At 64.8% G+C, this 25,440-nt stretch carries 25 protein-coding genes; 15 read left to right on the top strand and 10 right to left on the bottom strand.

Going from position 1 to position 25,440, the window contains the following annotated elements:
- Window position 1: 1 nt before the first annotated feature.
- The 5 genes from repA to htpX all read left to right on the top strand — a co-directional run bounded on the left by repA (window position 2) and on the right by htpX (window position 5,004).
- A complete protein-coding gene (gene repA / locus PVW49_RS08275; protein WP_244526503.1) occupies window positions 2-1,339 on the top strand; it encodes a plasmid partitioning protein RepA in 1,338 nt (445 codons plus the stop codon).
- Window positions 1,329-2,294, top strand: coding sequence for a plasmid partitioning protein RepB (gene repB / locus PVW49_RS08270; protein ID WP_274590318.1), 966 nt, complete (start codon window positions 1,329-1,331; stop codon window positions 2,292-2,294). Before repA ends, repB begins: the two co-directional genes overlap by 11 nt.
- 222 nt (window positions 2,295-2,516) lie before the next feature.
- The gene (locus PVW49_RS08265) at window positions 2,517-3,686 is read left to right on the top strand and encodes a helix-turn-helix domain-containing protein (protein ID WP_274590317.1); all 1,170 of its coding nucleotides are present in this window, start codon (window positions 2,517-2,519) and stop codon (window positions 3,684-3,686) included.
- On the top strand, window positions 3,661-3,936 hold the full coding sequence (locus PVW49_RS08260) for a hypothetical protein (protein WP_274590316.1): 276 nt from the start codon (window positions 3,661-3,663) through the stop codon (window positions 3,934-3,936). The genes PVW49_RS08265 and PVW49_RS08260 overlap by 26 nt, the downstream gene beginning before the upstream one ends.
- Window positions 3,937-4,086: 150 nt before the next feature.
- Complete coding sequence (gene htpX / locus PVW49_RS08255) at window positions 4,087-5,004, top strand: zinc metalloprotease HtpX (protein ID WP_274590315.1); 918 nt, start codon at window positions 4,087-4,089, stop codon at window positions 5,002-5,004.
- 12 nt (window positions 5,005-5,016) lie between these two features.
- Here the strand turns inward: htpX and PVW49_RS08250 are convergent, their stop codons facing one another.
- Window positions 5,017-5,427, bottom strand: coding sequence for a heavy metal-responsive transcriptional regulator (locus PVW49_RS08250; RefSeq protein ID WP_048534868.1), 411 nt, complete (start codon window positions 5,425-5,427; stop codon window positions 5,017-5,019).
- Between the two features lie 134 nt (window positions 5,428-5,561).
- Between PVW49_RS08250 and PVW49_RS08245 the strand changes: the two genes are divergently transcribed.
- On the top strand, window positions 5,562-6,590 hold the full coding sequence (locus tag PVW49_RS08245; RefSeq protein ID WP_274590314.1) for a lysylphosphatidylglycerol synthase transmembrane domain-containing protein: 1,029 nt from the start codon (window positions 5,562-5,564) through the stop codon (window positions 6,588-6,590).
- Window positions 6,577-7,863, top strand: a complete 1,287-nt coding sequence (locus PVW49_RS08240) for a hypothetical protein (protein WP_274590313.1) — start codon at window positions 6,577-6,579, stop codon at window positions 7,861-7,863. Before PVW49_RS08245 ends, PVW49_RS08240 begins: the two co-directional genes overlap by 14 nt.
- 31 nt (window positions 7,864-7,894) lie before the next feature.
- On the opposite strand, the gene PVW49_RS08235 is transcribed toward PVW49_RS08240, so the two are convergent.
- A complete protein-coding gene (locus PVW49_RS08235; protein WP_274590312.1) occupies window positions 7,895-8,920 on the bottom strand; it encodes a tyrosine-type recombinase/integrase in 1,026 nt (341 codons plus the stop codon).
- A gap of 117 nt (window positions 8,921-9,037) precedes the next feature.
- On the opposite strand from PVW49_RS08235, the gene PVW49_RS08230 reads away from it, so the two are divergent.
- Together PVW49_RS08230 and scpB are read left to right on the top strand one after the other, a co-directional pair.
- On the top strand, window positions 9,038-9,928 hold the full coding sequence (locus tag PVW49_RS08230) for a DUF1403 family protein (protein WP_371398995.1): 891 nt from the start codon (window positions 9,038-9,040) through the stop codon (window positions 9,926-9,928).
- A 2-nt stretch (window positions 9,929-9,930) separates the two neighbouring features.
- Complete coding sequence (scpB, locus tag PVW49_RS08225) at window positions 9,931-10,527, top strand: SMC-Scp complex subunit ScpB (protein ID WP_074837056.1); 597 nt, start codon at window positions 9,931-9,933, stop codon at window positions 10,525-10,527.
- Between the two features lie 2 nt (window positions 10,528-10,529).
- On the opposite strand, the gene PVW49_RS08220 is transcribed toward scpB, so the two are convergent.
- Both PVW49_RS08220 and PVW49_RS08215 read right to left on the bottom strand, forming a co-directional pair.
- Window positions 10,530-11,345, bottom strand: a complete 816-nt coding sequence (locus PVW49_RS08220) for a sugar phosphate isomerase/epimerase family protein (protein ID WP_074837055.1) — start codon at window positions 11,343-11,345, stop codon at window positions 10,530-10,532.
- Window positions 11,342-13,045: an FAD-dependent oxidoreductase gene (locus PVW49_RS08215; protein WP_274590310.1), complete on the bottom strand. Its 1,704-nt coding sequence runs from the start codon at window positions 13,043-13,045 to the stop codon at window positions 11,342-11,344. Before PVW49_RS08215 ends, PVW49_RS08220 begins: the two co-directional genes overlap by 4 nt.
- A gap of 115 nt (window positions 13,046-13,160) precedes the next feature.
- On the opposite strand from PVW49_RS08215, the gene PVW49_RS08210 reads away from it, so the two are divergent.
- The 6 genes from PVW49_RS08210 to PVW49_RS08185 all read left to right on the top strand — a co-directional run bounded on the left by PVW49_RS08210 (window position 13,161) and on the right by PVW49_RS08185 (window position 20,111).
- Window positions 13,161-14,087: a LysR family transcriptional regulator gene (locus tag PVW49_RS08210; protein ID WP_274590309.1), complete on the top strand. Its 927-nt coding sequence runs from the start codon at window positions 13,161-13,163 to the stop codon at window positions 14,085-14,087.
- Window positions 14,088-14,209: 122 nt separating this feature from the next.
- Window positions 14,210-15,211: a Bug family tripartite tricarboxylate transporter substrate binding protein gene (locus PVW49_RS08205; protein WP_274590308.1), complete on the top strand. Its 1,002-nt coding sequence runs from the start codon at window positions 14,210-14,212 to the stop codon at window positions 15,209-15,211.
- Window positions 15,212-15,311: 100 nt separating this feature from the next.
- Window positions 15,312-15,881, top strand: coding sequence for a tripartite tricarboxylate transporter TctB family protein (locus PVW49_RS08200; RefSeq protein WP_048534880.1), 570 nt, complete (start codon window positions 15,312-15,314; stop codon window positions 15,879-15,881).
- Window positions 15,878-17,392: a tripartite tricarboxylate transporter permease gene (locus tag PVW49_RS08195; protein WP_274590307.1), complete on the top strand. Its 1,515-nt coding sequence runs from the start codon at window positions 15,878-15,880 to the stop codon at window positions 17,390-17,392. The genes PVW49_RS08200 and PVW49_RS08195 overlap by 4 nt, the downstream gene beginning before the upstream one ends.
- Window positions 17,389-18,228, top strand: a complete 840-nt coding sequence (locus PVW49_RS08190; RefSeq protein ID WP_274590306.1) for a shikimate dehydrogenase family protein — start codon at window positions 17,389-17,391, stop codon at window positions 18,226-18,228. Before PVW49_RS08195 ends, PVW49_RS08190 begins: the two co-directional genes overlap by 4 nt.
- The gene (locus PVW49_RS08185; RefSeq protein ID WP_274590305.1) at window positions 18,225-20,111 is read left to right on the top strand and encodes a bifunctional sugar phosphate isomerase/epimerase/4-hydroxyphenylpyruvate dioxygenase family protein; all 1,887 of its coding nucleotides are present in this window, start codon (window positions 18,225-18,227) and stop codon (window positions 20,109-20,111) included. Before PVW49_RS08190 ends, PVW49_RS08185 begins: the two co-directional genes overlap by 4 nt.
- Window positions 20,112-20,143: 32 nt before the next feature.
- Here the strand turns inward: PVW49_RS08185 and PVW49_RS08180 are convergent, their stop codons facing one another.
- The 6 genes from PVW49_RS08180 to PVW49_RS08155 form a co-directional block, all read right to left on the bottom strand.
- On the bottom strand, window positions 20,144-21,184 hold the full coding sequence (locus PVW49_RS08180; RefSeq protein ID WP_274590304.1) for a Gfo/Idh/MocA family protein: 1,041 nt from the start codon (window positions 21,182-21,184) through the stop codon (window positions 20,144-20,146).
- Window positions 21,184-21,624, bottom strand: a complete 441-nt coding sequence (aroQ, locus tag PVW49_RS08175; RefSeq protein WP_048534885.1) for a type II 3-dehydroquinate dehydratase — start codon at window positions 21,622-21,624, stop codon at window positions 21,184-21,186. Before aroQ ends, PVW49_RS08180 begins: the two co-directional genes overlap by 1 nt.
- Before the next feature lie 54 nt (window positions 21,625-21,678).
- Window positions 21,679-22,974 carry a TRAP transporter large permease gene (locus PVW49_RS08170; protein WP_048534887.1) on the bottom strand — a complete coding sequence of 432 codons (1,296 nt, stop codon included), beginning with the start codon at window positions 22,972-22,974 and terminating at the stop codon, window positions 21,679-21,681.
- Entirely contained in the window at window positions 22,971-23,567 is a 597-nt protein-coding gene (locus PVW49_RS08165) for a TRAP transporter small permease (protein WP_274590303.1), read from the bottom strand. The genes PVW49_RS08170 and PVW49_RS08165 overlap by 4 nt, the downstream gene beginning before the upstream one ends.
- Before the next feature lie 26 nt (window positions 23,568-23,593).
- Window positions 23,594-24,601: a TRAP transporter substrate-binding protein DctP gene (gene dctP / locus PVW49_RS08160; protein WP_048534888.1), complete on the bottom strand. Its 1,008-nt coding sequence runs from the start codon at window positions 24,599-24,601 to the stop codon at window positions 23,594-23,596.
- 146 nt (window positions 24,602-24,747) lie between these two features.
- Window positions 24,748-25,431, bottom strand: coding sequence for a GntR family transcriptional regulator (locus PVW49_RS08155; RefSeq protein ID WP_048535118.1), 684 nt, complete (start codon window positions 25,429-25,431; stop codon window positions 24,748-24,750).
- Window positions 25,432-25,440 lie beyond the last annotated feature (9 nt).

Raw genomic sequence — 25,440 nt, 5'->3', positions numbered from 1 at the left:
CTTGAGTTTCAGAAGGCTACCCTGCATACCTGTAACGCGAAACAAAAGAAAAATTGCCGGCCGCGTTCCTCGAATCCAACCTCGACAGGCAAGAGGGAGTAACGCGAAACAGGCGGAACAAGACGGGCAGACCACGATGCACCCTGTGTTGCATGACAAGCTCAAGGCGGATGCTAACAGGCTTTCCGAAGCCCTTGAACACATGTCCAAGCTTTTCCTGGCTCCCAAGGAAGAGAAGACGCTTCGCAGCTTCACCACCGCCGAGGTGGGCGAATTGCTGCGCGTGAGTGACGGATATCTCCGCAAGGCGCATTTTGACGGACGCATCCCCGAGGTAGAGCAAGGCCCCGGCAACAAGCGCCTCTATACAGCCGACAACATCTTGGAAATCCGCAACATTCTGGCTCAGAGCGCGAAGGACCCCTATCAGTTCCTTCCCGGTCGGCGCCCGGGGGACAAGCTGCAAATCTGGTCGACCGTCAACTTCAAGGGCGGCTCGAGCAAGACGACGACAACAGTCACCCTGGGGATGAGACTTGCCCTGCGCGGATACCGCGTGTGCCTGGTGGATGCCGATCCGCAGGCCTCTCTCACCACCTTTTTCGGATACCAGCCCGAGATCGATTTCCGTCACGGCGGCACGCTGTACGATGCGATCCGTTACAACGACGGCGACACCTCGCGGCAACCGATCACCGACGTCTTGAAAGGCACTTATTTTCCGAATCTCGATCTTGTCCCCGGCGGGATCATGCTCTCGGAATTCGAAACCGAGACGCCGACGGCCCTGAGCCGTGGCGAACAGCCGGTTTTCTTCAACCGCATCCGCGATTCCCTGCGCCAGGTTGAGGACAATTACGATATCGTGCTGATCGACTGTCCGCCGCAACTCGGATATCTGACCATGGCGGCCGCCTGCGCATCGACATCGCTTTTGATGACCGTCATTCCCGAGCGCGTCGACCTGGCCTCGGCCAGCCAGTTCCTGACCATGGCCTCGGGCATCCTCGAAGTGCTCTATACCAATGGCGGCATCGGCGCCTATGACAATTTCGCCTATCTGTTGACCCGGTTCGACACCGCCATCAGCACGCAGCAGGATCTGGCCGAATGGATCAGGGAACTGCTGGGCGAAAGCGTCGTCAAGACACCCTTTGTCAAATCCTCCGCGGTGAGCGAAGCCGGGCTGTCGCAGAAAACGATCTTCGAGGTCGATCTCGTGGGGTCGAAGAACCGCAAGACGTATGACCGCGCGCTTGAATCCGCCATCGGCTTCTCGAACGACATCGAGGACATGATCCAATCGGCCTGGGGTCGGGGAGGCATCCATGAAACGTGATCTTCTGGCCAAGAGCCTGGCCCAGATGGGGTCGAAGCCAGCGGCTCCGGCCACGCCCGCGCCGCAACAGGAAACGACAGCCCCGCGTTCGATCAAGAGCATGTCGGATGTCCTGTCGCAGGTCTCGGCGCAATCGGCGCAAGAGGTGGATGTTGCTGAAATTGCGGATTCCGAGATCGCCGACCGGTTCGACGTGGCTGACGGGCTCGAGGATCTGATTGCGTCGATCCGCACCTCCGGCCAACAACTCCCTGCCCTGCTGCGTTATCGCCGCGGGGCCGGACCACGTTATGAGGTGGTCTACGGGCGGCGGCGCATTGCCGCCTGTCGCGCGCTTGGGATCAAGGTCAAAGCCTACATCAAGGAAATGGACCAGCGCGAGGCGCTTGTCTCGCAGGCCCTGGAAAACTCGGCCCGGCTGGAACGCAGCTTCATCGAACAGGCGATCTTTGCCACCAAGCTGGAAGAACAGGGCTTTAGCCGCAGCGACATCGGCGAGGTGCTCGCTGTCGACAAGGGGACGCTGAGCAAACTGATCGGCGTGGCGCGGGACGTGCCCGACACCATCATCTACAAGATCGGTGCCGCGCACGAGGCCGGCCGGCGCCCCTGGCTGGAATTGAGGCGCCTGGTCAAAAGCATTGGCGCCGGCTCATGTGACGCCGTCCTGCCCCTGGTCCCCGGATCGGGGACGCCTGCGGAAAGGCTGGCCGCCGCGATCGAGGCCATGCAGGACATCGAAGCCAGGGCGCAGCGCGAAGCCGCGCCGCAAAAACCGGCCAGCTCCCCTGCCCCGCTGGAGCGTCTGGATGGAACCTCGCTGGCGTTCAAGGCGAAGGGCAAACGGATCGTTGTCGAGGTGACGGCAACGGATGAACAGGGCTTTATCGGGTTTGTCGAAGGCAACCTGGAAAGGCTTTACCGAGAATGGAAGCAACGTGAAGACCAATCATAATCACGTAACACGTTGATTTCATTAATGTTGGCCATGGCCAACAGATAGGCAGAAACGAAACCGAGCAGTAAGGAGGCAGACAGCAGCGCAAAAAGAAACCCCCCGAAGGCAGTGACGCACTCCAGAGGGTCCCGATTTACTAGCACTTTATTGGTACCCCCAAAAACGAATCCCTGCAACACCGTTTTCGGTGACCGGTCGCCTTTTGCCGTCTGAAATTGCATGAATCACCAGTATGTCGCGGCACCTGATGCCGTGGCACAGGAAACCTGTGCCTTGTCGACCCCTCGTGGCTTCGAGGGGATCGGCGCAATATCTACGCAACCCGACTTTCGGCCGATTACCCGACGCGCGCTCATGGCCGCGGTCAACACGGTCGGTCGGGATCTGGGCCTGCGCGCGGCGTCGATCGTCGTTCTGGACGCTCTTTTGAGCTGTCTGGCCTGCAAGAATTCCGAAACCGGGCGGGACATGGCGATCTCACCCACCACCCTGCTCACAGTCTTCGCGAGCAATGAGACACTGTGCTTTCGTGCCAAGGGCATCACCGACAGGCAGCTGCGCCGGCATCTGGAGCGGCTGGAGGCCGTCGGATTGATTGTCCGCAGGGACAGTGCAAACCGGAAGAGATTTCCGATCTACCGTGCGGGCAAAGTTGTTGCGGCCTACGGCATCGACCTCTCTCCGCTGCTGGTCCGATCCGAGGAACTTTTGCATCTTGCCGAAAAACGCCGCGAAGAGGCGCTTGAGCTGCGCGGCCTCAAGGCCCGTATCCAGACGCTGAGACGCCAATGCCTTGAACTCGATCTGGCAGAAGAGGCGCGGGCCTTTGTCGAAGGCACCCGCACCCTGATGCGACGCGCCAGTGCCACCATCGTGCAGGCCAGGTCGATCATCCAGGAACTGACACGACTGTTGATGCCCCCAGAGGTCAGCGCGCCGATGCAACAGGAAACCGAGGTCGAGGCCACGGGCAACGCCCTGCCGCATGGTGACGGGACACAGGCAACACCGGTTCCGACGTCCGCCAATGACGGTCAAAACGTCCGACACAAAGAGCCAACAAACTCCAATACAAAAAAATACTCCGAACCTTCGCAAGCCGAGCTATGGCCACAGCTTCGGGCTCTGGCCGCGTTCTACCCCGATCCGCCCACCTCGGAGCGTGGAGCGCAGCGGGTTCTCTATGAATTCGGCAAGATGCTGGGGGTTCAGCACAACACTTTGACCGCGGCACTAACGTCCTTGGGGTTGAGACAGACGCTGACCTTGCAGGACCGGATGGCCAAGCGTCTCTGCGACATTGCCAACCCCGACGCCTATTTGACCAGAGCCGTCCGGGATGCCCGGCAGGGGAAAGTTGGCCATGGCCAACTTTCTTGGGCAGGATGAACGCCGATCAGCTGGCGAGGCCCTGCCCTGTGCCGAAGAGATTGTCACGATGACCCTCGTTAAAGACCGGCCCAAAAATTTACCAAACCGCGCCGCACGCTGCTGCACTACGTTGATTGCAGACCCTCGCAACGGATCAATCTGGACCAAGGAACCCGACCGGAAAAATCACGGGCATGGCGTTCCTGAAAATGCTCGCATTCGCCGCGGTACAGCCCGCCAAATGGCTGTCTCTCTCGGGCGATTTTAAGGAAGTAGAAGGCCGCCAACGGGATCACCAACCTCGCGCCAACCCATTGCCCGGAACGGGCCTATGACACACACAACGCGGCGACTTGCAGGCCCCGAAATCCGCGCCATATTTCCTGCATCAAGGCGCATTCAAGGATCGGAGACAACAATGGGCTACGTAAAAACGGCAATGCTGATGGCGGCAATGACCGCGTTGTTCATGGGCGTCGGCTATCTGATCGGCGGGGCAGGCGGCGCGGTGATCGCCCTGGTGGTGGCCGCGGCGATGAATGCCTTCACATGGTGGAACTCCGACAGCATGGTGCTGCGGATGCACAATGCCCAGCCGGTGACACCGGGAGATCGGATGGGGCTGCACGCTATGGTTGCGGATTTGGCCCGAAACGCCGGGATGCCCGAGCCCAAGGTCTATCTGATCGACACGCCGCAACCCAATGCTTTTGCCACCGGGCGCAACCCCGAAAATGCGGCGGTGGCCGTGACCTCGGGCCTGCTGCGCAGCCTGACAAGAGAGGAGCTGGCCGGGGTGGTCGCACATGAGCTGGCCCACATCCGCAACTATGACACCGCGATCATGACCGTTACCGCGACCTTTGCCGGCGCGATCTCGGTGCTGGCCAATTTTGCGCTGTTCTTCGGCGGGTCGCGTGAACGCCTTGGGCTGATCGGTACGTTGCTGATGATGATGCTCGCACCGCTGGCGGCTGCGCTGGTGCAGATGGCAATCAGCCGGACACGGGAATACGCCGCCGACAAGATGGGCGCCGAGATCTGCGGCCGGCCACTCTGGTTGGCCTCGGCTCTGGAAAAAATCGCCATGGGCGCTGCCCGGATCGACAATCACGCCGCCGAGCGCAATCCGGCGACGGCGCATATGTTCATCATCAACCCGCTGCACGCACACAAGCATGACAACCTGTTCGCAACCCATCCGGCGACCGAGAACCGCATCGCCGCCCTGCGGGCCTTGGCGAGCCAATCGCGGCCAGCGCCGCGGACAACCCCGCTGTCGGCCAGCAGTATCCCCAAGTCCCGAGCCCGGGGTCCGAAAGGACCGTGGACCTGACCGGGGCCGGCCTCATCGGTCGTGGGTTTCGATGGCCCCCAGAATGGTGCAATCCGACAGCTCCCCGGACCCCGGGCAGCCGGCAATGAGGTCATCAAGCAGGCTGCACATCTCCTTCAGCCTAAGAAGCTTGATCTCGATCTCCCGGCGTTTGGCGATGGCGCGGGCGCGCACCGTGGCGCAACCGGCCTCGCCATCATCTCTCAACGCCAGGAGCTCGGCAGTTTCGGCCAGGGAAAACCCCATCTCCTTGGCCTTGCAAATGAAATGCAATCGCGCAACGGTGTCGGCATCATAGTCGCGGGCGCCGCCGCCTTCGGGCCGCTTTGGCTGGGCGATAAGACCGCGGCGCTCGTAGAAGCGGATGGTTTCGACACCGACACCCGTTGCCTTTGCCGCATTACCAATCGTGAAGGGTTTCATCAGGCGCTCCTGTCACTTGTGTGGTTGACTCCGTACCATGATACGGTCTGTAGGATGGCGTGTCAGGGAAATTGCGCAAGGGAGATGGCAATGGCCACAGAACAGCATGTCCGGCACGGGGCGGGGGCACTGGCATGAAACGGATCTTGTCGCGCTGGGGGCTGCCCGTTGCAGGCGGCATGGTCGCGCTTGCCATTGTCTTCTGGCTGTACCGCGATCTCGATTTCGGCCGGTTTCTGGCCGGGCTCGGCTCGGCCAACCTCGGCTGGATCGCGGTGCTGGCGGCGACTGTGCTGCTCGAGCAGGTGCTGAACGGCTGGAAATGGCGTCAGATTCTGCATGATGTGAAACCGGTGCGCACGCTGCGGCTGACCGGGGCGCTGCTGGCGGGATACGGCGCCAATGTGCTGGTGCCGCTTGGCATCAGCCCGCTGGTGCGGTCCTGGCTGATCGCGCGGATGGAAACCTTGAAGATGGGCACCGTGCTGACCACCACCATCATCGCGCGATTTATCGATGGCGTGGTCTTTGCGCTCTTTGCCGGGGTCGTGGCAATGGCGGGCGAGGTGCCTCAGATCGCCGGCAATCTGGAGCTGGGCCTGGCGGTCGCCGGGGCACTGAATTTCGCGCTCTTCAGCGGTCTGCTTTGGGCGATGTTCCGCTTTCGCGCCCTGTTTGCGCGGGAAGGGCCGCTGATTTGCCGCATCTTCGACTGGGTGGCCCTTTGGTTCCGGGCCAACGGCACCGCCTTGCGCGGATCGCTGTGCAGCGGTGTCGTCTGGCCGCGCAGCCGGCAGCACAGGCTGAACGTGCTGCTCGGCGCGGTGGCGGCAAAATTTGTCTCGGCCACGCATTTTCTCTGGGCCGGGCTGGCCATTGGCGTGGTTCTGGCACCGCTCGATTACCTCTTCCTGATGGTGTTTGGCGGCTTTTCGCTGGTGCTGTCGCGGTTCGTCCGGGTGCCGGGGGGCTTTGTCATCGGCACGGCGCTTGCGTTTCAGCTGTTGGGCGTTCCCGAAGAACAGGCGCTGTTGATGATCCTGTTCAACTGGATGGTGTCGATCATCCTGGTCGTCGGCATCGGGCTGGTCGTGTTGTGGCAATCGGGGATCGACATCCGGCAAGCCCGGATCGAGGCGGAACGGGCCAATGTCCGGGTCTGAGCCGACGACACTGCCCGATGAGAGCCGCCGGTTCTGGCGCATTGCCGGCGCAGGTGCGGCGTTTCAGGGTGGGGCGGCGGCGGTCGATTCCGCGACCGTCGTGGCGAGCCTGGTCTTTCATCTGACCGGCAGCGCCTTTGCGGTGGGTTTTGCCAGCGCGATACTGCGGCTTGGCTGGTTGCTGCCGCAACTGCTCGTCGGCTACCTGGCCGAGCGGGCCGAACGGCGGATGCCCTTTTACGTCTTTGGTGCCTACGGGCGCGCGACTTGTCTGGCGTTCATCGCGATTCTGCTCTGGTGGGGGTCGGATTGGCCGCAATTCGACTGGCCGCCGGTGCCGCTGGCTGTCGGCTTCCTCGCGCTCTGGACGGTCTATGCCTTTGTCAGCGGGGTGGTCGCGGTGCCGTATAACGACATCGTCGGTCGCTCGATCCGCTCCGAGGCCCGCAGCCGGATGCTGGCCTGGCGCTTCTTTGGCGGCGGGTTGATCGCCTTTGCCGTGGCGGGCTTTGTCGGGCTGACGATCGACGCCTTGCCCCTGCTACTGGCCCATGCCGTGATCTTTGCGCTGGCGGCGCTGTTGATGATCCTGTCCTCGACGTTCTTTGTCGCGGCGGGGGAACCGCCGGTGCCGGCGCGCAAGGCGGGCACAGCCACGCCGCCCGGCATCACCGCCTTTTTGCGCGGCGGTTGGCAGGTGCTGCAAGACGACACCCGCTTTCGGCTGTTCCTCTATTCGCAATGGCTCGGTGGCGCGACGTTGATGGCGCTGCCGTTTTATGTCGTCGCTGCCGCCGGCAACGGCATCGGCGCAGCCGATGTCGGCATCCTGCTCGGGGCGCAAACCGCCGGGGCGCTGCTGTCGAACCCGCTCTGGGGCTGGCTCGGTGATGGCGCCGGAAAGCTGGCGATGCTGCGCATGGTCGCGATTGTCCGTATGGTGCCGCCGTTCATTGCGATATGGCTGATCTGGGCCGGGGCCGGGCTGATCGGTTTTGCCCTGCTCTTCGTTTTGATCGGGGCGATGATGAACGGCGTGACCATCGGCTATCTGGGCTATCTCATGGAGATATCGCCCGATGACCGGCGGCCGGCCTATTCCGCCTATTTCAATGCTTTGGCCGCGCCGGCAGCGCTTTTGCCGCTGCTCGGCGCCGGCTTTGTCGCGCTGATCTCGATTCAGGCGGTCTTCGGGGCGGCGATTCTGGCGGCGCTGTGGCAGATCTATCTGCTCACCCGGATTGCGCGCTTCTCGGGCGATGCCCGGCCCTGAGCCGCAAGGCGAAGGCCTCGGCTCATGCCGCTCAGAGCCCCGCCGCTCGGGTCAGGTTCACTTGAAACCTGTCGGCCTGGCGTCGAGAACCGGACCTCTCGGCCGAGGCATGGCCCTGCCGTTTCTGAACAGCCTGCGCGTCGATCTCGGCCGCGTTGGCAAGCCCGGTGCGCAGGCTGTGACCGGAGAACAGGGCAAGTCGTTCTTGCTCTGGCAAGTCCTGTCGCAGCCCGGCGTCCAGAACGGTGCGTTTGACAAGTCGCGCCACATGCTTGTCGTTCAGCCGTGCCTTCAGCGCCCGTTTGCCGTCGCGCGAGGTACGGACAAAGACCGGCCCGGTGTCGATCCTGGCAAAGTGCAGCCAGTCCTCCAGCGCCTTCACCGGGCAACTCCGCTCGGACGAACCGCGCCCCACCTCGAGTTCGCGCCAGCCGGTCCTGGCCTTGAGGGTAAGGAGCGCGCCGGCCTCCATGATCTCGATCCAGCCGTCGCCGTCGGCGGTGTCGTCCTTGCCGCGGTCGAGGCTGACGATTTCGCTCCGACGCAATCCGCCGGCAAAGCCCAGCAATAGGATCGCGCGATCCCGCAACCCGCGCAGGTCGAAGCCCAATGTGCCAACCATGGCGAGGATATCCGCGGGCCGGATGGCCTCTTTCTGCGCCGGGGGGCGGGCGTGGCGGCGTCTGATCCCGGCCAGCACCGTGGCGATCTCCGGGTCTTGACGGTCGAGCGCGAAGCCGCGCCGCGCGTAGTTCCAGACCAGTCCGGCAAGGCGACGCTCGATGGTGGACACCGAAAGGGGGCGGCGGGCCGCAGGGGATTGCCGGTCGTCTGCGGGCGCCGCCATTGCCGTCAGATAATCCCCGACCTGCTGGGGCGAAGGCGGCAGCGGATCGGCGCCCGTCATCCGGCACCAACGCGAGAAATGCGCCCAATCCCGGGCATAGGCTTTCAAGGTGTTGTCAGAGGCCGCGCCGCGCGGGTCCGCCCCGGATGGGGCATGCGCCGCTTCGAAACTGTTCTCCGGGGCAGGGGGGCTGATGGGGCGGTTCGACATGCGCCGAAGCCTATGACCGGCCAGCCGAGAAGGCAAGGTTATTGGACATGAAGAAGGCAAGGGCGGTTTTGACAGTCGAATATGGCGAGAAGCGCCGAGATGGGCTAGCCTTGCCGGATGACCTATGCCGCCGCGACCTTCAGCAACGAGAGTGACATGGCGCTCCGCATGCCGCCCTGGCTTGGCGCAGGGCGGGCCGAAACCTCTGAGGATCTGGCGTTTCTGTCGGGGGCGGCGCTGGCCCATTTGCATCTTGTCCTGGCACAGGGAGCCTTGCCCCACGCCCTGTTGCGTGCGCGGCTGGCCCTGCGGGCGGCCGAGAATTGCGTCGCCCATGCCGGGCGGCCCGAACGGGCGGGCGAGTTGCGCGACGTGGTGGTGTTCCTGCCGCCGGGCCATCAGCCCGGCCCCGCAGGTGAGGTCTATCTGTCCTGGCGCCGGGCCGTGGAACGCCCGCTTTCGGCCAGGGCGTTGCCCCGGGCGCTGCCCAAAACCGAACCGCCTCGGATCGCGGCCTGGCTGGATGCCGGGCAGGGGGCGCCGATCCGGCGCGCGGCCTCTGCCCTGCAAGCGGTTCTCGAGGACAGTCCGGGGGCCGAGGCCACCGCACTTCTGATTGCCGATGCGGTGCTGGCGCGGGCGCTCGGCTGGTCGCATCTCATGCCGCTTCTGTCGCTCGGCCTCAAGCGGCGCGATCTGCGCAAGACCGGTGAGGAGTTGCGGTTGGCCTGTCACCGGGCCGTGGCCGAGGCCACGCGCGAGGCGGCGCGCGAAGCCGCAGAGCTTGGCCAGCGCGCCGCCCGATTGCACGCGGTGGCGCCAAAGCTCCGGGCCAGAGGGGCGGAAGAGGCCGTTCGCCTGTTTCTGACGCGGGATGCGGTGGCGCCGACGGCGCTCACCTCGCTCCGGTCAGGCCGGGCCGCCCGCCGGTTCTGCGACCGGCTGGTCGCGCTTGGTGCGGCGCGCGAGCTGACCGGGCGCGACACCTTTCGGCTCTACGGGGTCTGACCATGGCCCGAAGCGAGACCGAGCCGGATTTCGACCGTGAGCTGGAGAGCCTGCCGCCCGAGCTGCGGTGGCGCGAATGGATGCGCCGGATCGAGGCGGTGCTCTTTGCCAGCGCCGCGCCGGTGCCGGCGGATGATCTGGCGCGGGTCGTGGGGCAGGGGGCCTCGGTGGACCTTCTGATCGAGGATCTTGCGGTCGAGCTCGAAGGCCGGTCTTTCGAAATCAGCAAATCCGCCGGCGGATGGCTGCTGCGGACGCGGCCGGCCTATGCGCCGGCGGTCCGCGCGGCGGCGGATGTCGGCGGGCAGGAACTCGACCTGCGGGACTTCGATCTCGCGGTACTGGCGGCCATCGCCTACCACCAGCCAATCACCCGCGACGGGCTCAAGGAGATCTTCGGCAAGGAGATCGGCCGCGACCTGATCGGCAGGCTGCATGCCCTCGGCCTGATCGGGACGGGCCCCAGAAGCCCCCGGCGCGGCGCGCCCTATACCTTTGTCACCACCGACCGCTTTCTCGCGGCTTTCGACATGGAGGCGCTGACCGACCTGCCGGATTGGGAGCAATTGGTGGATGCCGGAATCGCGGCCGCCGGCTAGGATCAGGTGCTGTCTTGCGCCGCGAGAAACCCGGACGTCGCCGCGAAGACGTGGCGGATGACCGCCTCGGGCCCCAGCTCGGCGGTGCGGCGCGTCATCGGCACCTCCAGCGCGAGCGGCAGGTCTTGGGGCAGGGCGGAGAGGAAGCCCGCGAGGTCGATATCCCCTTCGCCCGGCAGCAGGCGCTCGGCCCGGCCGGCGTGCAAGAGCTGTTGCGTGGAATAGGGCGGCGCGACAAGCGCGTCGCAGAGATGGGCAAAGCGCAGGCGCCGCGACGGGATGTGTCGCAGATCGGCCAGGCGACTTTGCGAGCGGTCGAAATGCAGACTGTCGACGAGGATGCCGACATCGGGCGCCGCGCCCTCGACCAGCCGCAGGGCGGCCCCGAGATCGGGCACCACCGTCCAGGGAAAGAACTCCAGCGAGACGCCAAGACCGCGTGCCGCCGCAAGCTCGGAGAGCGCGCCGAGCCGGTCGGCCAGCCGGGACAGATCGGGATCATAGGGGGCGGTGATGACCTCGGAAGCGCCAAGCTCCGCCCCCGCGTCGAGGAAGGATTGCAGCCCGGCGGGGTCGGTCTCGGGCGTGAGCTTGACGAATTCGATGTCATGCACCCGCAGACCGGTTTCGCGCAGCGCGGCGCAGGTGGCGCGCCGCATTGCCGGATCCGCCATCAGTGGGTAGCCGGGGCTGGTGTCGGTCACCGCGATCAGTCGCAGGCCGACGGCATCGAACCCGGCCTCGGCAGCGGCACGGATCAGCTCCGGCGGCGCCAGCTCGATGGCGGTCAGATGCGCGAGCGAGAGCAGCCGGCTCATGGCGCCGCCCCTGCCGCATGGCGGCCGGCGACAAAGCCGAAAGTGAGCGCCGGGCCGAGGTTGATGCCGCCCGCCGGGTAATGCCCGCCCATGACGCTGGCCATGTCGGTGCCTGCCGCATAGAGGCCGGGGATCGGGCCCGTGCCGGCGCCCAAGACCCGCGCCTGGCCATCGGTCTTCAACCCCGCAAAGGTGCCGAAGCTGCCGGGTACGACCTTGACGGCGTAGAACGGCGGGGTCTCGATCGGGGCGACGCAGGGGTTGGGCGTGACCGCCGGATCACCTTGCAGCCGCATGTAGGCCGAGCTGCCGCGTTGGAACGCCGGGTCTTCGCCGCGACGGGCGCCGGTGTTGTATCGCGCCACGGTTTCCGCCAATCCCGCGCCGTCGATGCCGCAGGCCTGCGCCAGTTCGGCCAGCGTGCCGCCGGTCTTGAGATAGCCCGCGCGCAGCCAGGGCCGGATCGGCACCGGCGCCGGGCGGACGATGCCCAGCCCGTAACGCCGCAGGAACCGCCGGTCGCAGATCAGCCAGGACATCTGTTCATCGCCGGGCGCGGTCGCGGCCTGCATCGCGGTGACGTAATCGTGGTAGCCGAGGCCCTCGTTGCAAAACCGCCGGCCGTCGGCCAGCACGCCGATCACCCCCGGTTTGCCGCGGTCGATGATATGCGGAAAGACGCCGCTGCGGCCGTCGGGCCAATTGACCCGGGAGACCGGACAATAGGCGGCTGGCGCGGCCAGCGTCATATCCTGCCGGCCGCCGGCGGCTTCGCCCAGCCGGAGGCCGTCGCCGGTGGCGGCGGGCACCGCCAGCGGCGTGTGGTGACGGTGGCAGGGATAGCTTGCCCTGCGCCGCGCGAGGTCATGCGGATAGCCGCCGCAGGCAAGTACGATCCCGCGGCGGGTGCGGATGCGGATTTCGGTGTCGCCGACGGTCAGGACGGCGCCGTGCACCCCGGAGGCATCCGAGATCACCTCGGCCAGCGCCTGCCCGGGGCGCAGGTCGACGCCGATTTCGCGCGCCGAAAGCAGGAGCCGCGCCACCAACGCATTGCCGTTGCGCAGGTCCATGCCGCGGCGATGGCGTGCCAGATCCCAAGCGTGGCGGCCCAGCCGCCGGGCGACGTGCAGGGCCGATCTCAGCGAACGGGTTGCAGTCAGGAAGGCCCGCAGGTCGGCCCCGGCCTGGATGGTCATGCCGAGGAAACTGGTTTCACGCAGCGGCGGCCGCAGCAGCGCGATGTCCGGTCCGAGCGCGCGGGCGTCGAAGGCTTGGGCGATGACAGACCGTCCGCCAAGCCCGGCGCCGGGCAGATGGCAGTAGGTGTCGGGAATGGCCGCACCGCAGTCGAAACGCAGCGCGGTCTCGGCCTCGAAAAACGCCACCATCTCCGGCGCGGCCTGCAAGAAGGCCCCGGCAAGCTCGGGGTTGAACGTCTCGCCCAGCACCGCCCGCAGGTAGCGGCGCGGCGCCTCGGGGTCTTCGGCGATGCCCTGGCGCCGCGCCACCGGGTTGCCCGGTGCCCAGATCCAGCCGCCCGACCATGCGGTGGTGCCGCCAAGAACCGCGTCTTTTTCCGCCAGAACCACCTTCAGCCCGTGATGCGCCGCGGTTACCGCCGCCGCCAGCCCGGCTGCGCCAGACCCCGCCACCAGCAGGTCGCAGTCTTCGGTCCAGATGTGCTGTTTGTCGGTCATGGCCCGTCCTATTGGTTGATCCGGACCACAGCCTGCGGAGCGCACGCCTTAACGTCAAATGCTTGTTCTTGTCTTCACGTAACTCCATGTTAATCTCGGGGCGAAAGGAGGAACGATGCCCGAAATGACTCTGCGACAGATCGAGGTGATCCGCGCGGTGATGATGACCGGCACGATCAGCGGCGCGGCCCAGATGCTCAATGTCTCGGCCCCCGGCATCAGTCGCCTGGTCAAACATACCGAAGACTCGCTTGGTATCCGGCTGTTCGAGCGCAAGGCCGGGCTTTTTGTGCCTTCGGTCGAGGCCAGCGCGGTCTTCGATCAGGTGCGCGAGGTCTACAAGGGCGTCGCCAACCTGCAATCGGCGGTCGGTGCCCTGCAAAAAGGCGAGGACGTGCGGCTGGCCTTTGGTGCGGCGCCGTCGATTGCCCAGTTCATTGCCGCCCGCGTGCTGAAACGGGTGCGCCGGCGATATGCGGATCTGTTCATCGATCTGAACATTCTCAAGATCGAGGAGACCGTGGACTATCTGCTGCTGGAGCGCGGCGAATTCGTTGTGATGTCGTCGGCAGTGGAGAACGCTTCGATCGAAAACGAACAGATCGCCGAGGGGCGGTTGGTGGTGATCCTGCCCGAGGGGCATGCCCTCGCGGACAGGGCCGAGATTTCCGTGCGCGACTTGACCGACCAGCCCTTGATCGGCGTCGATCCCGCCGATCCTTATGGCGCGCTGCTCGCCCAGCCATTCAGGGATGCTGGGCTGCCGGTGAACCATGCGATGCGCGGCCGGTTTGCCCAGACGGTGGTGAGCTTGGTCCGGCACGGGTTGGGCGTGGCGGTGATCGACGAATTTTCCGTGGCCGAGGTCTATATGCCCGGTCTGGTGCGCCGTGCGCTGCGCGAGGAGGTCACCGTCAAATCCTATGTGGTGCGCAAGAAGGGCCGGGTGCTGTCGGGCTTTGCCGAAAACGCAATAAGTCACTTTCGTCGCGAACTGGGGCGGGCGGTGGCACAAGGGCCCGAGTTTCGCCGGTCAGAATAACATTAGGTTAATCATTTCTAGATTTGAGTATTTGACGTTACGCCGCGCCATCTGTGATAGTCCGCCTGTCCCGGGCTGGGAAGTTGCCTGGCCCGACTGTTTGAAGATTTGGGAGGATACAGATGAAACGAGCCATTTGGGGCGCGCTCGGCGCGCTCGCGCTGTCGGCGACCGCAGCCGTCGCGGAATACCCGGAAAAGGAAATCCAGGGCATCATCCAATGGGGGGCCGGTGGTTCGACCGACACGGTGATGCGCTCTGTCACGCCGCATGCCGAAGAGGTTCTGGGCGGCAGTGTCGTCATGCAGAACATGACCGGCGCGGTGGGCGCGATCGCGCTGAACCATGTCGCGGGGGCTTCGGCCGACGGCTACACCCTGCTGATGGGCGCGGAAAATCCGATGCTCTACAAGATCATGGGCCTGGGTGACAAGGATTACGGCGAGTTCATTCCGATCAACATCCTGGCCCGTGGCACGCCCATTCTGGTGGCCAACAAGGATGCGCCGTTTGACGATTACGCCGGCATGATGGAACACATCAAGGCCAACCCCGGCGAGGTCCGCTTTGGTGCCACCGGCCCCGGCGGCCTGCCCTCGGTGATCACCGCGATGATCAACACCGTCGAAGGGGAACTGGATGTGATTGCCGTGCCCTATGACGGCGACGGCCCGGCGCTGACCGCGCTTCAGGGCGGGGCAATCGACGTGATGCCGGCCGTCCTTGGGGCCGCCATCGAAGGCATCCGCGCCGGCAACATGAAGCCGCTGGCGGTGTTCGACGTCGCCGCCAACGACAAGCTGCCCGGCGTGCCCGCCGTGACGGAGTTCAACGACGGCTACAGCACCTATCTGCCCTGGGGCCCGTTCTTTGGGGTCTTTGCCCCCAAGGGCACGCCGGAGGATGTGGTGGCCAAGCTGTCCGAGGCCTTCGCCGCCGGTGTCGAGCACCCGGATTTCGTGGCGCTGATGGAGAACCGCGGCTTTACCCTGATGGGCATTGCCGGAGACGAGGCCGAGGAATTCCTGTCGAAATGGCAGCAAGGCACCGCCTGGCTCCTGCAAGACGCGGGCCTGACCAAAGCCTCGCCCGAGGAGTTCGGCATCGCCCGTCCTGGCGAGTGATTGCCTGACCGGCGGCCCGTTCGTCCCGCGTAACCGGCGCCGCGCGTTCCATTCGATGCGCGGCGCCATTCATTTCAGCAGGCCTTCCAGGGAGGACGCCATGCAACATATCGACCCCGAACATCACGACGGCACCTCCGACGCCACGCCCGGCGGCGCCCCGGATCAGCGGCGGCCCGGAGAACTGGTTTTTGCGGGGCTGATGCTGGCGGTCAGCCTCGGCCTGTTCTGGAGCGCGTATGGCATTTCAGGCTTCGAAGCGCTCTCGGCCCCCGGTTCGGTGCCGATGGCCACGACGGCGGTGATGGTTCTGGCTTCGCTGCTGGTGCTGCTGAAAACCGCGAAACTGCCGCTTGATCGCAGCGAAACGCTGGCGCGAGACATCCTGCCGCCGGCCGTGGTGCTGTTTTCGCTGGCGCTTGCAATCTACGGCATTTTGCTGAAACCGCTGGGCTTCCTGCCGACCTCGGCGCTGTTTCTGATCCTGGCGATCAAATTCCTCGCCCGGCGCGGCTGGGTCTGGACGCTGGCCGTTTCGCTTGGCAGCCTGATCGTGATCTGGCTGATCTTCCGCATCGTCTTTTCGGTGCTGATGCCCGCCGGCATCCTGCCCGAAGCCGAGTTCATCCAGTTTTTCCGCGATCTGTTCCGGGCGGAGGGGGCGCAATGAGCGCTGTGATGGATTTTCTCACCGTCTTCAGCCAGCCGCAGCTTCTGCTGCTGGTGGGGCTCGGTACCTTTGCCGGGGTCTATGTCGGCGCCATTCCGGGGCTTTCGGTCACCATGGCGGTGTCGATCCTGATCTCCTTTACCTTCTCCTGGGATGTCTATCCGGCGATCTCGTTGATGATCGGCATCTACATGGGCGGCGTCTATGGCGGCTCGCGCACCGCGATCCTGCTCAACATTCCCGGCGCACCCTCGGCCATCGCCACGGCGCTTGACGGCTATCCCATGGCCCGGCGCGGCGAGGCCGGCGAGGCCATCGGCGTCACCACCGTCATGTCCTTCATCGGCGGTTTCATCGGCATCGGCGTGCTGGCGCTGGCCGCGCCGCTGGTGTCGGATTTTGCACTGACCTTCCAGCCGCGCGATTACATGCTGCTGGCGATCCTCGGTATCCTGCTGGTCGGTTCGCTGAGCCAGGGTTCCCTGGTCAAGGGCATCTTCGCCGGCGCGCTCGGCATTGCCATCGGCGCGGTGGGCCGCGATCCGCTGACCTTCGCCGAACGTTTCACCTTCGATTTCCAGGTCCTCGAAGGCGGCATTTCCTTCATCGCGGTGATGATCGGCATGTTCGGCGTTTCCGAGGCGCTGGGCCAGTTGCACCATGTCGACAAGGACGCGGTGCGCCAGAAGATAAGCCGCATCGTGCCCTCGCTGGCGAGCGTGAAAAAACACCTGCCGCTGTCGTTGCAGACCTCGACCATCGGCGTCACCATCGGCGCCCTGCCCGGCACCGGCGGCGACATTGCGGCGCTGATGGCCTATGACCACGCCAAGCGCGTCACCAGGTCGCCCGAGCGCGAATTCGGCGATGGCGCGATGGAGGGGCTTGTCGCGCCCGAAACCGCCAACAACGCCGCCGTCGGTGGCGCCTTCATCCCGATGATGACACTGGGCATTCCCGGCGACGCGGTGACCGCGATCATGATCGGCGCGCTGTTCATCCACGGGCTGAACCCCGGGCCGATGCTGATGATCGACCAGCCAGACATGTTCTGGTTCATCGTCGGCGCGCTGGTGACGGCCAATTGCTTCATGCTTCTCTTTGGTCTGACCGGGATCAAGCTTTTCACCAGGATCGTGGAGATGCCGCGTGCGGTGCTGATTCCCCTGATCATGCTGCTCAGCATCGTCGGCGCCTATGCGGTGAACAACTCGATTTCCGATGTCTACTGGATGCTCGGCTTCGGCGTCTTCGGCTACTTCATGCGGCATTACGGCTATCCGCTGGGGCCGGTGATCCTCGGCGTGATCCTGTCGCGCCTGCTCGACGACAACTGGCGTCGCGCGATCATCTCGGAGCGCGAAGACCTTGGCCGCTTCTTTCATGGTATCGTGACAAGCCCGCTGTCGCTGGTGCTCTTCGCCGCGGTGATCCTGATTTTCGTCAGCCAGACCCCGCTCTGGTCCAAGGGCAAGGCCCGCGTCTTTGGCCGCAAGGGAGAACAGCAATGACCCGCAGCATCAAGCTCGGCCTGATCGGCGACAATATCGCCCGCTCCAAATCGCCGCGCCTGCACCGAACCGCGGGCAAGCTGGCCGGGTTTGACGTCACCTATGACCGGCTGATCCCGAAAGACCTCGGCCAGAGCTTTGACGAGGTCTTTGACCGGGCGCAGGGCGGCGGCTATCGCGGCATCAACGTCACCTATCCCTACAAGGAAATCGTCTCCGCCAAGGTCGCGGTCTCCGATCCGCTGGTCCGTGGCATCGGCGCGGTGAACACCGTGGTCTTTGACGCGGACGGGCCGAAAGGCTTCAACACCGATTACTCCGGTTTCAAGGCGGCCTACAGATCGGTGCGCGGCGATGCCGCGCCCGGCACCGTCTGCCTGATCGGCACCGGCGGGTTGGGCAAGGCGGTGGCCTTCGGGCTGATCGCGCTGAACGCACGATCGATCCGCTGCGTCGATCTCGACCCGGCCAAGGCCGAAGGGCTGGCCACGGCCTTGCGCGCCCTCGGCTCCGACACCCGGATCGAAACCTTCACCAAGGCCGTCGCCGCCGCCGAAGGGGCGGACGGGATCATCAATTGCACGCCGTTGGGCATGGTGGGCATCGGCGGCACGCCGCTGCCGGTCGAGGCAATGGCCGGCGCCACTTGGGCCTTCGACGCGGTCTACACGCCGGCCGATACGCAGTTCCTGCAAGACGCCGAGGCTGCGGGGCTGGCGGTGATCTCGGGCTACGAGCTGTTTTTCGGACAGGGCGTCGATGCCTGGGGCATCTTTACCGGCGCCGATCTCGATCACGCCGCCCTGCGTGATGCCATTCAGGGGGACAAGGCATGAAAACCTCCATCGCCACCGTCTCGATCTCGGGCAACCTGCCGGAAAAACTCGAGGCGATTGCCGAAGCCGGCTTCGACGGGATCGAGATCTTCGAGCAGGATTTCATTGCCCATGACGGCAGCCCGCGCGAGGTGGGCGACATGATCCGTTCGATGGGGCTGGAAATCACCCTGTTTCAGCCGTTCCGCGATTTCGAAGGTCTGCCGGAGCCGCTGCGCGCCAAGGCTTTTGACCGCGCCGAACGCAAGTTCGACCTGATGCAGGAGCTGAGCACCGAACTGGTGCTGGTCTGTTCCTCCTGCCATCCGCAGGCGCTGGGTGGCATCGACCGGGCGGCGGCGGATTTCCACGAACTGGGCGAACGCGCCGCCCGGCGCGGGTTGCGTGTGGGTTATGAGGCGCTGGCCTGGGGCCGGCACGTCAACGACCACCGCGACGCCTGGGAAATCGTCCGCCGGGCCGATCATGAGAACGTCGGCATCATCCTCGACAGCTTTCATTCACTGGCCCGCCAGATCGACCCCGACACCATCCGCCGCATCCCCGGCGACCGCATCTTCTTTGTGCAACTGGCCGATGCCCCGCAAATCGAGATGCCCCTGCTTTATTGGTCACGCCATTTCCGCAACATGCCGGGCGAAGGTGATCTGGCGGTCACCGACTTCATGCGCGCCGTGATGGCGACTGGCTATGCCGGCCCGATCAGCCTCGAGATCTTCAATGACCAGTTCCGCTCCGGCCCGCCGAAAACCATTGCCAAGGACGGCCATCGCTCGCTGATCGCGCTGATGGATGACGTGCGCCGGGCCGAGCCCGCGCTGGCTTTCACCTCCGCCGAAATGCCGGCCCGGTCCTCTGTCGACGGGGTGTCCTTTGTCGAGTTCGCGACCCGCGGCGCCGAGGCCGACAGGCTCGAGGCGATGCTGGAAACCTTGGGTTTCCACCAGTCGGGGCGCCATATCGCCAAGAAGCTCTCGCTCTGGACCCAGGGCGAGATCCGTATCGTGGTGAACCGCGAAACCACTGGCTATGCCAGCAGCGCCTACAACATGCACGGCACCAGCGTCTGCGACATCGGCCTCTCGGTCCCGGATGCCGCGGATGCGGTGGCGCGGGCAAGGCAGCTCGGGGCCAAACCCTTCGATCAGCCGGTCGGCCCGGGCGAGTTGCAGATTCCGGCGATCCGCGGCCTTTCCGGCAGCGTGTTGCATTTCATCGACGAGGCCAGCGGGCTGAGCGACGTCTGGTCGGTCGAATTCACCTCGTCGGGTGCGCAAGCCACGGGCGCCGGCCTCACCCGGATCGACCACCTGGCCCAGACCATGAGCTATGACGAAATGCTCAGCTGGTCGCTGTTTTACACTACGCTGTTCGAGATGGACAAATCGCCCATGGTCGATGTCGTCGATCCCGACGGGCTGGTTCGCAGCCAGGCGCTGGAAACCCGCGACGGCCGGTTCCGCATCACGCTAAACGGCGCGGAAACCCACCGCACCATGGCGGGCAATTTCCTGGCGGACAGTTTCGGCGCCTCGGTGCAGCATGTCGCGTTCTCGACCGACGATATCTTTTCCACCGCCGAAGAGCTGGCCCGACGCGGCTTTGAGCCGCTGCCGATGTCGGAGAACTATTATGCCGATCTCGCGGCGCGGTTCGACCTGGCGCCGGGGATGCTCGACCGGCTCGCGGCGGCGAATATTCTCTATGACGAGGACGCCAGCGGCGCGTTCTTGCAGCTCTATTCCCGGCCCTATGCCGGCGGAATGTTCTTTGAGATCGTGGAACGGCGCGCGGGCTACGGCGGATACGGCGCCCCGAATGCGCCGTTTCGGATCGCGGCGCAAAAGCGCCTGATGCGCGGCAAGGGCGTGCCCAGCCGATAGGCGGTGCCCCGAGCCGACCCGCCGTTCCGGTCTCAGCCGGTCAGCGCGACCGGCAGTCCGCTTGCGGCCGAGTTCTTGACCGCCTCGATCACCTCGAGCGCTGCCAGCCCGTCGCGCGCCGAGACAAGCGGCGCGGCCTCGCCCCGGACGACGGCGGCGAATTGTTCGATCTGAAGGATCAGCGGATCGGTGAGGTCGAAAGGGAAGCGGGTGGCCGAAAGCGGCTCCCACCAGGATCGCGTCGCCAGGTTGCGCCACAGCGCGAGGTTGGGAAGCGACAGCGAGCCCTCGGTGCCGCCCAGCCAGTAACAATCCTCGGACGTGGCGGGGTAGGCCGGGTTTTCCCGCGCCGTCAGCTCCCAGCTCCAGGGCGCGACGGCGGTGTCGCAGACATTGACCGTACCCAGCGCGCCCGAGGCAAAGCGCAGCAGGATCACCGCGGTCTCTTCGACCTCGTTGCCGCGCACGGCGTTGGATTCCATCGCCTGCACGCTGACCACAGGCCCCACCAGGTGCAGCAGCAGATCGATGTCGTGGATCAGGTTGAGGTAGACCGGCCCGGCGCCTTTCCGGCGCCGCCAGTCGGTGGTGAAATAGCTATCGGGCTTCATGAACCAGGTGGTGCCCTGCACGCTGGCGATCTGGCCCAGACGGCCTTCGTCGATCAGCGCCTTTGCCCGGGCGATCAGCGGGTTGTGCCGCCGGTGGTGGCCAACGGCGGCGGCGACGCCTGCGGCCTCTGCGGCCGCCACGATGCGGCGCGCGCCGGGCAGGTCGGTGGCGATGGGCTTTTCCACCAGCACCGGCAGACCGGCGTCGATACAGGCGAGCGCGCCCGCCTCATGCAGCCTGTTCGGCGTGGCGAGGATCACCCCGTCGATGCCGCCGGCGGCGATCATTTCCTCAAGCGTGAGGTAACCGGGCACGCCGTGCGCCCGGGCCGCGGCCTGGCCGGCTTCGGCGGGATCGACGATGCAGGCCAGGGTCGCCGCGGCCGTCTTGTCGATCGCCTCGATGTGGCGGATGCCGATCAGACCGGCGCCGACGACGGCGAGCTTCGGGCCCTCGGTCATTATCCGGCGGCTCCGGCCAGGGAGCAGATCCGCCGCACGCCGGCGACATAGCCGTCGAGCCCCAGCCCGGCGATCACCGCGTCGGCGCGATGCGAGACATAGGAATGATGGCGAAAGGTCTCGCGCTTGTGGATCTGGCTGATGTGCACCTCCATCACCGGCGCCTCGAAGGCATTGAGCGCGTCGAGGATGGCAATCGAGGTGTGGCTGTAGGCGCCGGGGTTGATGACGATGCCGCAGGCCGCCTCGCGGGCCTGGTGAATCCAGTCGACGATCTGGCCTTCGTGGTTGGATTGCAGCGCCTTGATCTCGAAGCCCTCGGCGCAGGCCTCCTGGCACATGCGCGCCACGTCATCGAGCGTCTCGTGGCCGTAGATCTCCGGCTGGCGCTTGCCCAGAAGGTTCAGATTGGGGCCGTTGAGCAGGTAGATGGTTTTCATCGCGTGGGTCTTTCGTGTCGGAACGGGAAGAACGTGCGGGCCGGCTGGGGCCGCCTAGCCCTGATAGCCAAGCATCCGCGGCAGGAACAGCACCAGGTCGGGCACCAGGATCAGCACCAGCAGCGCCATCACCAGAACCGCAAGGAAAGGCAGCACCTCGCGGATGATCTCGGCCAGGGGGATGCGGGTGACCGCGTTGATGACGAACAACAGGATGCCATAAGGCGGGGTGATCAGCCCGACCATGCAGTTGACCACCGCGACCACGCCGAAATGCACCAGGTCGATGCCCAGTTCGCGGCAGGTCGGAATGAACAGCGGCAGGATGACCAGGATGATCGTCGTCGCATCCAGCACGCAGCCCAGCAGCAGAATCAGCAGGTTGACCCCCAGCAGGAAGGCCAGCGGCGAAATGTTCAGATCGACCATCGCCGCGGCCATCATCGAGGGGATGTTCTCGGAGGCGACGATGAAGTTCAGGATCAGCGCGCCACCAATCACCAGGCCGACGGCGGCCGAAGAGCGGGCGCTTTCGACAAGGATATGGTAGAACGCCCCGAGCGACAGCGCGCGATAGAAGACGGCGGCCAGGATCAGCGCGTAAAAGGCGGCGACGGCGGCGGCCTCTGTCGGCGTGGTGACGCCGCCATAGATGCCGTACAGCAGGATCGCCGGCATCAGCAGCGCCGGAAAGGCATTCACGGTCAGCGCCGGCAAATCCCTCAGTGGCACCGGATCTTCGGTGCCGAAGTCGCGGCGGTGGGCAATGAACCAGTTCATCCCCATCAGAACGCTGCCGAGGAACAGGCCGGGCACGATGCCGCCGAGAAACAGGTAGCCGATGGATTCGTTCGAAACCAGCGCATAGAGCACCATCGGGATCGACGGCGGGATGATCGGGCCGATCACCGCCGAGGCGGCGGTGATCGCGGCGGCATAGCCGCGGGTGTAATGCCCCGACTTGACCATCATGTCGATGATCACCTTGCCGATCCCTGCTGCATCCGCCACCGCAGAGCCGGACATGCCGGAAAAGATCAGCGACGCCACCACGTTGACATGCCCCATCCCGCCCTTGAACCGGCCCACCAGCCCGACGCAGAAGCGCAGCAGCCGGTCGCTGATGGTGCCGGCGTTCATGATGTTCGCGGCGACGATGAAAAGCGGCACGGCAAGCAGGATAAAGCTCTGATAAACCCCGTCCATCAGTGTCTTGCCGGCGATGCCGATGCTCTGGCCACCGAGAAAGAGATAGACCAGCGAGGCCAGCAGGATCGCATAGGCGACCGGCATGCCGATGCCCGCAAACAGGAAGAGCGAGATCAGGCAGAGCGTGAATTCGAGGCTCATGTATCGTCGGCCTTGTGGATGTCTTTGCCTTTTTCGCGGGCCAGCGCCTCGTAGTGGTGCAGGTCCTCATCCGCACCTAGGCGCCAGGCCTTCCAGCCGCGGATCGCATAACGAACCGGCACGATCAGGAGAAAGGCGATATAGATCATGTAGATGTGCAGCATCCGCACATCCGAGCCGAACAGCGTCTCGAGCGTGGCGGTGCGTTTCAGCCGCAGGATGTAGAAACGGTCCCAGGTCGGGCCGATCGAGGCCAGAAGCCCGATGATGATGGCCAGCGCCGCGACGATCACGAACCATTTGCGCAGCGCCGGATTGACGCCCTGATAGAGGATATCAAACGTCACGTGGTCGCGTTCGCGCACGATGAAGGCATTGCCCCAGAACACCAGCCAGATCCACATGAGCAGGCAGAATTCCAGCGTCCAACCAAAGTTCTCGGGGCTGAGAAAGGGCACCGCTTCGGCGACCCCGGGGACACGCGCCGAATAGCGGATGAAAATCTGGATGATGAAGGTGGCGAACATGGCGGCCATCATCATGGCCGCCGCGAATTCTGTCAGGCGGGACGCCCCGTTGATCAACCTCTTCATCGCGGTTTCCCCCGAGGCGCGCTAGATCAATTGCCCAGGGCGTTGATCTTCTCGAGCAGACCCTCGGGCCAGGTCTCGGCATATTCGCTGTCGAGATACATAGTCTGCACCCGCTCGCGGAAGGCCGCGACATCGGGCTCATAAACGGCGAGGCCCTGCTCTTCGAGGAAAGAGCCCAGCTCGGCTTCCTTCTGAAGCTGGTTCTCGCGCGCGAATTCGGCGGTGGCATCGGCAGCGGCCTGCACCACCTCCTGCTGTTCCGGCGTCATGCTGTCCCAGGTCGCCTTGGAGAGCGCCAGATAATTCAGGTCGACCAGGTGCGAGGTCAGGACGATCTGGTTGGTCACCTCGTAGAATTTGGCATCCACCACCGTGGGCAGCGGATTGTCCTGGCCATCGACCGAGCCGGTGGAGAGCGCGGTATATACCTCGGTAAAGGCCATCGGCGTCGGGTTCGCGCCAAGCGCGCGGCCGAGGAACTGCCAGGCGTCGGTGCCCGGCATCCGCAGGTTCACACCGGCCAGATCCTCCGGGGTCATGACGGTCAGCTCATCCTTGGTCTGGCGCAGGTTCACCTGGCGGCGGCCGAGATACATCACGGTCAGAAGCTTGACGCCCAGCTCGTCCTCGGCCTTCTGTTTGAAGTCATCCATCAGCGGATCGTTGAACACCGCCACCTGATGCGCCGCGTCCTGATGCACATAGCCGGCGGTAAAGATCGAGAATTCGGGGAAGAACGTCGCCAGTTCCTGTGCCGAGGTGATCGACATTTCCAGATCGCCCACGGCAATGGCTTCCAGTTCGGTGCCCTGGGCAAAAAGCGTGGCGTTCCAATGCGGCTCGAAATCGGCGATCTCGCTGACCATCGGGCCGAATTTTTCCAGCAGCGCGACAGCGCGCTGATCGGTATCGGACGACACGGCGGACAGGCGCAGCTTGATCTTGTCCTGTGCGGCGGCGGGGGTAAAGGCCAATGCGGTCGCGGTGGCCAGGGCGGCCGCCATCACCGAACGGCGGGCAAATTTCGTGGTCATCAGATTCCTCCCAGTGGTGACACGAGATGCCGCTTTTTTATGCGGTCATAGTGTCAGGTCGCACATTCTTCGATTCGAATCAACGCATGAAGTCAAAAATTTCCGTTGAATAAAGAAATCTCATACGATTTTCATTTTGTATGGTGTTATGGATCGGGCGCCCAGACCGGCGGATTGGCTGCCAGGCTGTCTTCGACTCCGCCGTCGATGTGGCGCCGCAGAACCTCCTTCGCACGCGCCCCGTCGCGGTCGAGGGCCGCCTGCATAAGCTGTTGATGTTGCTCGACGGCAATCGCGCCTCGGAAGGTCAGAGCCAGCATCTGGTAGCGCAGGTAGCGATCAAAGACATTGCCATGCACCGCCATCAACGAGGCCGAGCCGCAGGCGCTGATCAGCGCCTGATGGAACTCCCAATCGTAGCGCTTCCACTCTTCGCGAGCCGAGAGATCGTTGGCCAGCATGCGTTCTTCCATGCGGTGAAGCTTGTGATGCGCGGCCACGACCTGGCCTTCCCATTCGGTATCGCCGGCGGCAAATGACAGGTCCATCGCATGAGATTCCAGCAGGATCCGCAGATCGGCGATTTCCCGCAGCTCCTGCCGCGAGACCCCGGCGACAAAAAATCCGCGCTGGCCGCTGGTTTCGATCAGCCGTTCCGACACTAGGCGGTTGAGCACTTCGCGCAGGGTCGAAACGCTTGCGTTGTAACGGGCTTTCAGCGCCTCCAGCTTCAGCTTTTCGCCGGGCTTGAGATTGCAGAACACGATGTCCCGACGCAGCGCGTCAAAGACCGTGGTAGAGATCGTCTGGTCGTCGGATGGATGTTTCATGAGGGAATT

Origin of the sequence: Marinovum sp. PR37 (assembly GCF_028807375.1) — a bacterium.
Classification (GTDB): Bacteria; Pseudomonadota; Alphaproteobacteria; order Rhodobacterales; family Rhodobacteraceae; genus Marinovum; species Marinovum algicola.
The sequence above is the reverse complement of the archived record's forward strand: the minus strand, read 5'-3'. Positions and strand labels throughout refer to the sequence as shown.

Coding starts and splice junctions, on each gene's coding strand:
- PVW49_RS08200 (WP_048534880.1), top strand. CDS start 15,312: ATGCAACATATCGACCCCGAACATCACGACGGCACCTCCGACGCCACG.
- PVW49_RS08190 (WP_274590306.1), top strand. CDS start 17,389: ATGACCCGCAGCATCAAGCTCGGCCTGATCGGCGACAATATCGCCCGC.
- PVW49_RS08240 (WP_274590313.1), top strand. CDS start 6,577: ATGTCCGGGTCTGAGCCGACGACACTGCCCGATGAGAGCCGCCGGTTC.
- PVW49_RS08195 (WP_274590307.1), top strand. CDS start 15,878: ATGAGCGCTGTGATGGATTTTCTCACCGTCTTCAGCCAGCCGCAGCTT.
- htpX (WP_274590315.1), top strand. CDS start 4,087: ATGGGCTACGTAAAAACGGCAATGCTGATGGCGGCAATGACCGCGTTG.
- PVW49_RS08170 (WP_048534887.1), bottom strand. CDS start 22,974: ATGAGCCTCGAATTCACGCTCTGCCTGATCTCGCTCTTCCTGTTTGCG.
- PVW49_RS08155 (WP_048535118.1), bottom strand. CDS start 25,431: ATGAAACATCCATCCGACGACCAGACGATCTCTACCACGGTCTTTGAC.
- PVW49_RS08180 (WP_274590304.1), bottom strand. CDS start 21,184: ATGACCGAGGGCCCGAAGCTCGCCGTCGTCGGCGCCGGTCTGATCGGC.
- PVW49_RS08215 (WP_274590310.1), bottom strand. CDS start 13,045: ATGACCGACAAACAGCACATCTGGACCGAAGACTGCGACCTGCTGGTG.
- aroQ (WP_048534885.1), bottom strand. CDS start 21,624: ATGAAAACCATCTACCTGCTCAACGGCCCCAATCTGAACCTTCTGGGC.
- dctP (WP_048534888.1), bottom strand. CDS start 24,601: ATGACCACGAAATTTGCCCGCCGTTCGGTGATGGCGGCCGCCCTGGCC.
- PVW49_RS08205 (WP_274590308.1), top strand. CDS start 14,210: ATGAAACGAGCCATTTGGGGCGCGCTCGGCGCGCTCGCGCTGTCGGCG.
- repB (WP_274590318.1), top strand. CDS start 1,329: ATGAAACGTGATCTTCTGGCCAAGAGCCTGGCCCAGATGGGGTCGAAG.
- PVW49_RS08220 (WP_074837055.1), bottom strand. CDS start 11,345: ATGAGCCGGCTGCTCTCGCTCGCGCATCTGACCGCCATCGAGCTGGCG.
- PVW49_RS08265 (WP_274590317.1), top strand. CDS start 2,517: ATGAATCACCAGTATGTCGCGGCACCTGATGCCGTGGCACAGGAAACC.
- PVW49_RS08245 (WP_274590314.1), top strand. CDS start 5,562: ATGAAACGGATCTTGTCGCGCTGGGGGCTGCCCGTTGCAGGCGGCATG.
- PVW49_RS08230 (WP_371398995.1), top strand. CDS start 9,038: ATGACCTATGCCGCCGCGACCTTCAGCAACGAGAGTGACATGGCGCTC.
- scpB (WP_074837056.1), top strand. CDS start 9,931: ATGGCCCGAAGCGAGACCGAGCCGGATTTCGACCGTGAGCTGGAGAGC.
- PVW49_RS08260 (WP_274590316.1), top strand. CDS start 3,661: ATGGCCAACTTTCTTGGGCAGGATGAACGCCGATCAGCTGGCGAGGCC.
- PVW49_RS08165 (WP_274590303.1), bottom strand. CDS start 23,567: ATGAAGAGGTTGATCAACGGGGCGTCCCGCCTGACAGAATTCGCGGCG.
- PVW49_RS08235 (WP_274590312.1), bottom strand. CDS start 8,920: ATGTCGAACCGCCCCATCAGCCCCCCTGCCCCGGAGAACAGTTTCGAA.
- PVW49_RS08185 (WP_274590305.1), top strand. CDS start 18,225: ATGAAAACCTCCATCGCCACCGTCTCGATCTCGGGCAACCTGCCGGAA.
- PVW49_RS08210 (WP_274590309.1), top strand. CDS start 13,161: ATGCCCGAAATGACTCTGCGACAGATCGAGGTGATCCGCGCGGTGATG.
- PVW49_RS08250 (WP_048534868.1), bottom strand. CDS start 5,427: ATGAAACCCTTCACGATTGGTAATGCGGCAAAGGCAACGGGTGTCGGT.